Source organism: Polaromonas sp. P1_G4, from assembly GCF_056405475.1.
Genome location: NZ_JBFUCA010000236.1, coordinates 1 through 6,373 on the forward strand (window position 1 = coordinate 1; position 6,373 = coordinate 6,373).

The 6,373-nt window shown below is 62.3% G+C and carries 2 protein-coding genes; both read right to left on the minus strand.

Features of this window, described 5'->3' with window-relative positions; all coding sequences use genetic code 11:
- Positions 1–4,529, minus strand: a 4,529-nt coding sequence (locus AC1D1X_RS12980; RefSeq protein WP_477698412.1) for a beta strand repeat-containing protein, incomplete at its 3' end; no start/stop codon positions are given.
- Positions 4,530–4,570: 41 nt separating this feature from the next.
- On the minus strand, positions 4,571–6,274 hold the full coding sequence (locus AC1D1X_RS12985) for a ShlB/FhaC/HecB family hemolysin secretion/activation protein (protein ID WP_477669281.1): 1,704 nt from the start codon (positions 6,272–6,274) through the stop codon (positions 4,571–4,573).
- Between the last annotated feature and the right edge of the window lie 99 nt (positions 6,275–6,373).

A 6,373-nucleotide genomic window follows, 5' to 3' on the forward strand; every position in this document is an offset into this window, starting at 1 on the left:
GCCATGATGGGCGCAACCACGTTGGCCACCACGGTGTCGCCGGCCAGCGATGCCGAGTTGCTGGCAGTGACCACGACATTCACGTCGCCCTGCGCCTGCACCACCACATTGTTGCCGCTGATGTTGCCGCTGACGTTGCCGGTGCTGCTGCTGATCTGCACATTGCCTTGGCTGGTGGTAGTGCCGCTTACGTCGCCCTGAGCCTGCACGACAACGTTGTTGCCGGTGATGTTGCCGCTGATGTCGCCGGTACTGCTGCTGATCTGCACATTGCCCTGGCTGGTGGTGGTGCCGCTTACGTCGCCTACGGCGGCCACCGCCACTTCGCTGGCGGTGACGTTGGCCGAGACATCGCCGCCGCTGGTGACCTGGACGGCACCCAGGCTGATGGTGGAGCCGCTCACGTCGCCGCCGGCGTTCAGAGTGTTGGACTGTGTGGCGTCCTGCCCGCGCAGCGTGTGGTTGCTCAGGGCAACACTGCCGAGTGCGTCAATGCCGTAGCCTTTTACCCACAAGGTGCTGTCCAGACTGAAGTCACTGGCCACAACCTCAAACCGGCCGAGCGCGTTGGTCTCCGTGCCGCCCGTCACCATGTGCACATTGCCGCGGGTGCTGCCCGAGCCAGCGACGAGCCGCAGCGCGCGGGCTGCGCTGCCGGCGTTTTGCACATCGCCGTTGAGCGTAATGTTGGCGCCCAGGGTTGCCAGCGTTGTGTCGCCCAGCAGGTTCACCGGGGCATTGAACAGGATGCCACCCGCACCGTCCACTGTGACGTTGCCGCTGACGCCGGAGCCGCCCGCGCCGGCATTGAGCGTCAGGCCGTGCAGGGTCGAGCCGCCGAAGTACAGGTTGTAGGGGTTGTTTACGACCACGTCCTCGGCATAGGTGCCGGCGCCTACGCGGATATTGGCGCCGGTTGCCGCATTGCCCATGGCCGTCCCGATGGACAGTGCCTGGGTCCCGCCGCCCAGAAGGTTGCCAATACCCACCTGGAAGTCCTGCGTGGCCTGCGCACCGTTCCAGCCCTGGACGTAGCTGGAACCCGCGCTACCCAGGTTGACGGCATAGTCCAGTGCATTTTGTTGCGAAGCCTGCAGCCAGGTGTACTGGTAGTTGTTGTCCGCCGTGCCGGCATTGCGTACAGCAAAGTCAAAGCCCTGAATGTTGAGCGCACCAAAGTTGAGGCTCGCTGATTCATCCTGCATGTACACCGGGTTGCGTTCGGTGAAAGAGTTGGTGTTCGCCACCGTGATGTTTTTCACCTGCTGGTTGTAATGACGGTTGGCCTGGTAAAGCGCCAGGCCGCCCCAGGCGTTGTTGCGGGTGGTCGAGTTGCTGACGGTGACGTTGGCACTGTCGGTCAGCTGGATGCCGGCGCCCTGCGTGCTGCCGGTGTTGTTGCCCACCGGGGCGCCGTCGGCCGTCACACGGTCGATCAGCGCGCCGTCAACGCCATTGAGGTCCAGCTCGGCCCGGCCCGCGCCCCGGCTGGTGACGTTGCTGATGGAGAAGTTGCGCAGCCGCGCTGATGCGTCTCCGACGGGTGCTACCTTGATGCCGTAGGACCCGGCTACGTTGGCACTCGGGCCGTAAAGTGTGAAGTCCTTCAGCGAGACATTGTCGGCTGTCACGTTGATACCGTAGCCGCTGACGCCGCGTGCGTCGATCACGGTCGATCCCTGGCCCGAACCGGCCAGCGTCACGCTACGGTCGACCACCAGCGTGGAGGGCTGCACATAAGTGCCGCCGCCCACATTGACCGTGCCGCCGGCAACCACGGCATTGACGCCTCTCTGGATGCTGCCGCTGGCCTGCGTGACATAGACATTGCCGTCCGTCCATGTCACCAGGCCTCGCCCGGTGGTGTCGAGCGCATGGGTCACGCGGTCTTCGATGGCAAAACCGTCGGCCGCACCGTCGAAGACAGCGCCGCGAGCATCAACCGCAACAGCGTCCACCGAGATGTCCTGCCCGTTGTTCTTGAACTGGGTGCCGCCGCTGATGGCGACCGTGGGCTGGCCGCCATGGCCATTGCTCATGGTTTCAAAGCGTATGCCTGTCCGGCTGGAACCCTCGATGCTGCCGCCGGAGATGTTGACGCTTTGCAGGCTGGCCGGTGCGGCCGTGTAATCGGCGCTGTCACCGGCGATTCCGCGTGTTTTGATGACCACCGCCGCAGCCGTCGGATCACCCGAACTCGCGCCAGAATTTTTGACCGTCACGTTGTCAAAATTGATCGCATTGAAGTTGTCGTATTTCAGATTGATGTCGATGCCGGCGCCATAACGTTTATGCAGCGATGAAGATGCAGGCGCCCCATAGTTGCCGGCATTCAGGACGGCGACGTTCCTGAGAGTCAGGTTGTTCGCGGTTTCAAGATAAAAGCCCTTGAAGCTGGGGCCGTCCACCGTGACGTTCTCAAACAATGCGTTCTCAAAAGAGCCCGTGGCCACCGGAGCGCCGCCGACCATCTGGTAACCGTTGTAGGTCTGCACACCGATCTGTCCGCCGGTGATGGTGCTGTTGAGCATGCGGAAGTTGTCGGCCCGGGTCGTGGTGCCGTTGCGCATGCCGAAGGTGTTGTTGTTGAAAGCCACGCGATTGACGGTCACGTCGTTGGATGTACCGTTGATGCGCAAGCCGTACAGGTAGTCGGCAATCGACAGGTCGGAGAGCGTCACGTTGGAAGCATTGTTGATAGTGACCGCGTCGCCGCTGCCTGCGGCGGCGGACTGCAGCACCGTCTGCCCCACCCCCGCGCCGTCCAGCGTCAGCGACTTGGTGATGTTGACGCTGCCGCTGTAGTTGCCGGCCGCCACGTTCACCGTGCCGCCCGTGACCACGGCATCCACGCCGCCCTGGATGCTTCCCAGCGGGGTGAGTACGCTGCCCTGTGCGCCCGAAGAGCCCGTGGTAGCCACCGTCACGTGCGTGCGGTTGGACGATGTGTACGCCTGGTCCTGCACGGACCAGCCGCCATTGGCCGCGCTCAGGTCCAGCAGAGACTGCTGCTGTGACAGGGTAGGAGCGGCAGCGATGGGCATGCTGTTGGAGACAGGGTTGGGATTCGATCCAACCACGTGCCCGTTCAGGTGCAGGTTCAGGCCCCACTCGTTGCCCACCGGGCCCTGGCTGTTGCCGGCCATGCCAATGCCGCTGCCGTCGGTGTACTGCACGGAGATGGCGCTCTTGGTATTTTCAATCCGGTTGCCTGTCACACTGCCCGTGTTGCGCCCGTCGATCAGGATGCCGTTGCGCACGTCATGGATGTTGTTGTTGCTGATCGTGAAACCGGTGACGCCATTGGCCACCGCAATGCCGCGGCTGATATTGGAGCCCCACGCATAACTTGTGTAYGGCTGGTTAACAGGCCCGGCGATCTCCATCCCGGTGACCGTCACATTGTTGGCGGTAATGCTGATGCCGTTAACCTGCCCGGCATCGGGGACCACGATTTTTGCGCCGTCCAGGCCTGTCAGTGTCAGGTTGGCCTTGTTCAGGGTGACCTGCTCGGCATAAGCGCCTCCGTGAACATCTACAGAGCCCCCCGCTCCTGGTGTGCCTGTCTTTGAAATGTTGACGGCGTCCTGGATACGTGCCCCGCTGTACACATCGACCTGGCCTGCATTGCCGCTGACCTGGGTTGCGTCCAGTACCGACTTGAGAACCACCGTATGGCCGTTGACCACGATGGCATTGCTGGCTTGCTGAATGCCCTCCAGGTTGATGACGCCGGACAGCAGGTTGGCGGCATCGCCAACGCCCAGCAAGAGGGTCTCGCCGTTCAGGCTGGCATGGTTCATATTGGACACGCTCAAACCCGTTGCACCGCCCGGTATGGCGAACTCATAAAGTCCGCTGTTGAGCGACACGGTGACCGTGGCGGCGGTTGAGCCGGCCAGGGCAATCGTGCCGCCGGTGGCGGTGATGCTGCCGTGGTTGGTGACCGACGGCGCGACCAAAGCCACCAGGCCGGCATTTTGCGCGGTGATGCTGCCATGGTTGGTGATACTGCCGACGGCCCCGGTGATCTGTGCGCCGCCGGTGTTGATGAAGTTGTTGACATCAATGTTGCCCGTGGTGGCAATGAGCGAGCCCACATTGATCACGGCGTTTTGCCCGAACATCACACCATTGGGGTTCATCAGCATCACTGTTCCGTTGGCCGAAAGGCTGCCCAGTATTTGGGAAGGGCTGGCGTCACCGGTCACGCGGTTCAGCATGGCCGAGCTTGCGTTGGGCTGGTTGATCTGCACCATCTTTCCGGGGTTGATGTCGAACGAGCCCCAGTTAACCACGGCGCGGTCGGTTCCCTGGTTGATGGTGAGCTGGTTGCCCGAAACCGAGCCTGAGGCCGTGCCGGAAAACACCGTGCCGTTCTGGGGAAGGCCTGCGCCACCGGCGATGTCAACCGGCCAGCCTGGCGGCGAGAACAGCATGGCGACCGCCGCCGGAAGGGCCTTCAGCGCAAAAGATCGCCGGCGCCGGCCGGAAGTGGAAGCACTCGGGGAGTTCAGCTTAGCGTTCATGGATCACCTCTTGAGGCAAAGAAAAGTCATTGAACAAATCATCAAAAGCGCACCAGCAGCGTGCCCAGCAGCCGGGGGTCTTTTCCGTGGGGCTGGTAACTCGCGATGGGTTTGGTCAGGGGCCAGGCGATCTCCACCGCAGCCACCACGTTCCGTGGAAGGAAGAGGCGAGTCCCCAGCCCTGCCGATGCCAGGCTCTGGCTGTTGGGCATGCCCACACAAGTACAGCCCACCGTCCAGACCTTGCCGATGTCATAGAAGGCAAAGAGCTGCCATGACCTGAAGCCCGCGAAGTCCGAGGAACCGGAATAACGAGGTTCGGCGCGAAACGCCAGCCCGCGCTCACCCACCAGTTCAGCAGGCTCGTAGGCCCGCCCAAACCGCCGGCCGCCCACCGCATATTGCTCCGACGAAAGCAGGGGGGTGTTGGCCCACTGCCCGCTCAGGCCCAGCGTAAGTGCAAGGTTCGAAGCAAGAGGCTGGGTACGCTCGTAATCGAAGGTAAGTTTGTTGAACACCCCTTTGGCCCCTGCCCGGCTTTTGAGCGGATCGGATTCCTGGGTGCCACCCAGTCCCTGGCTGAAATCCACATCCAGCGAGTTCTGCCCGCCCAGGCGGTCAAGCACTCGCCACCCAAGCCCCAGGCGCAGCACACGGAGATGATCTTCAATTACCCGGGTGCCCAACACATCGGTTTGCACGTCGGTGTGCTCATACGTTGCCCTTGCAGTCACGCTCTCATTGCGGGTCCGAAGCAGCGGATACGCAGCAGAGACCGTCGTCGTGTCCGCGTTGCCACGCATATCAAACGGCGTCAGGATGTCGCCCGGACGTGTGCGAGCCCTGGACACGGCAGCGGACAGTTTGAGACCCTCTGTCGTGACTACCTGGCTATAGGAAATTTGTGCATAGGCCAGCTCGGAGTTGCCGCTGCTCATGCCCCGAAAGCGCCACTGGTCGTTGACGCCCAGCAACTGGTTGATGTTCACTTCCACGCCGATCTCGGCGGGGCCGAGGTATTTCGACCCATAGTTGTCGGCGGCAGCGAAGCCCTCGACTTTCTTCACGCTGGCGATCAGTGTGAGGTCAGCCGCACCCGGCGCATGCGCAGGGGCCAGCACGCTGCGCAACTCGACACCCGGAAAATCATTGGCGATCAGGAGGTACCGCTCAAGCACGGGGCCCTGAATGGGCCGCGACGCCCTGATCTTCTCGCCGATGGCTGCGAGCTGCTCCTTCACATGGGCACTGACATCGTCCCCCGCCCGAATGTTCACCTTGTCGATGTAGCCCTCAACCACACGCAGGGTGAGCGTACCGTCGGCGAGAGACTGCGGCGGCACCACCACCAATGACAGGATGTAGCCTGCGTTACGGTACATCGCGGTGAGCGAAGACGCGAGTTGCAGAATCTCGCTGCCGGAAATCTCCCGTCCGGTATAGCTGTCCGCATTCGCCTGAAGGACGCCACCGGGCAGTACGGTGCTGCTTTCAATATCAATGCGCCTGAGCGTGACCCTGATGGCCCTGAGTGATTCAGGCAAAGGCCCTGTTGGCTCGGTCCTGATTTCCGGAGGTGCCGCTGAGGCGCCGGGCTCGGGCTGGAAGTCAAAACGCTCGCGAACCCGGCCGGGGTCAATGGTGGATGGGGCCTGCTGCGCCAGCGCAGTTGTCGAAATGACCATGAGCACAGAAAAAGCACCAGTCCACATGCTGTGCACGCCCACATGATCGATACGCTTCATCGCCAGCCCCGTTGAAAATCAAGGTTTCCGAAGTGCCTGCAGGTGTTGTGATTCGACACTTGCGGGCTGTATTTTTTGTGAACTAATTCACGGTAACCA

Bases quoted from the DNA above. Each gene is read 5' to 3' on its own strand.
- AC1D1X_RS12985 (WP_477669281.1), bottom strand. From the start codon at position 6,274: ATGAAGCGTATCGATCATGTGGGCGTGCACAGCATGTGGACTGGTGCT.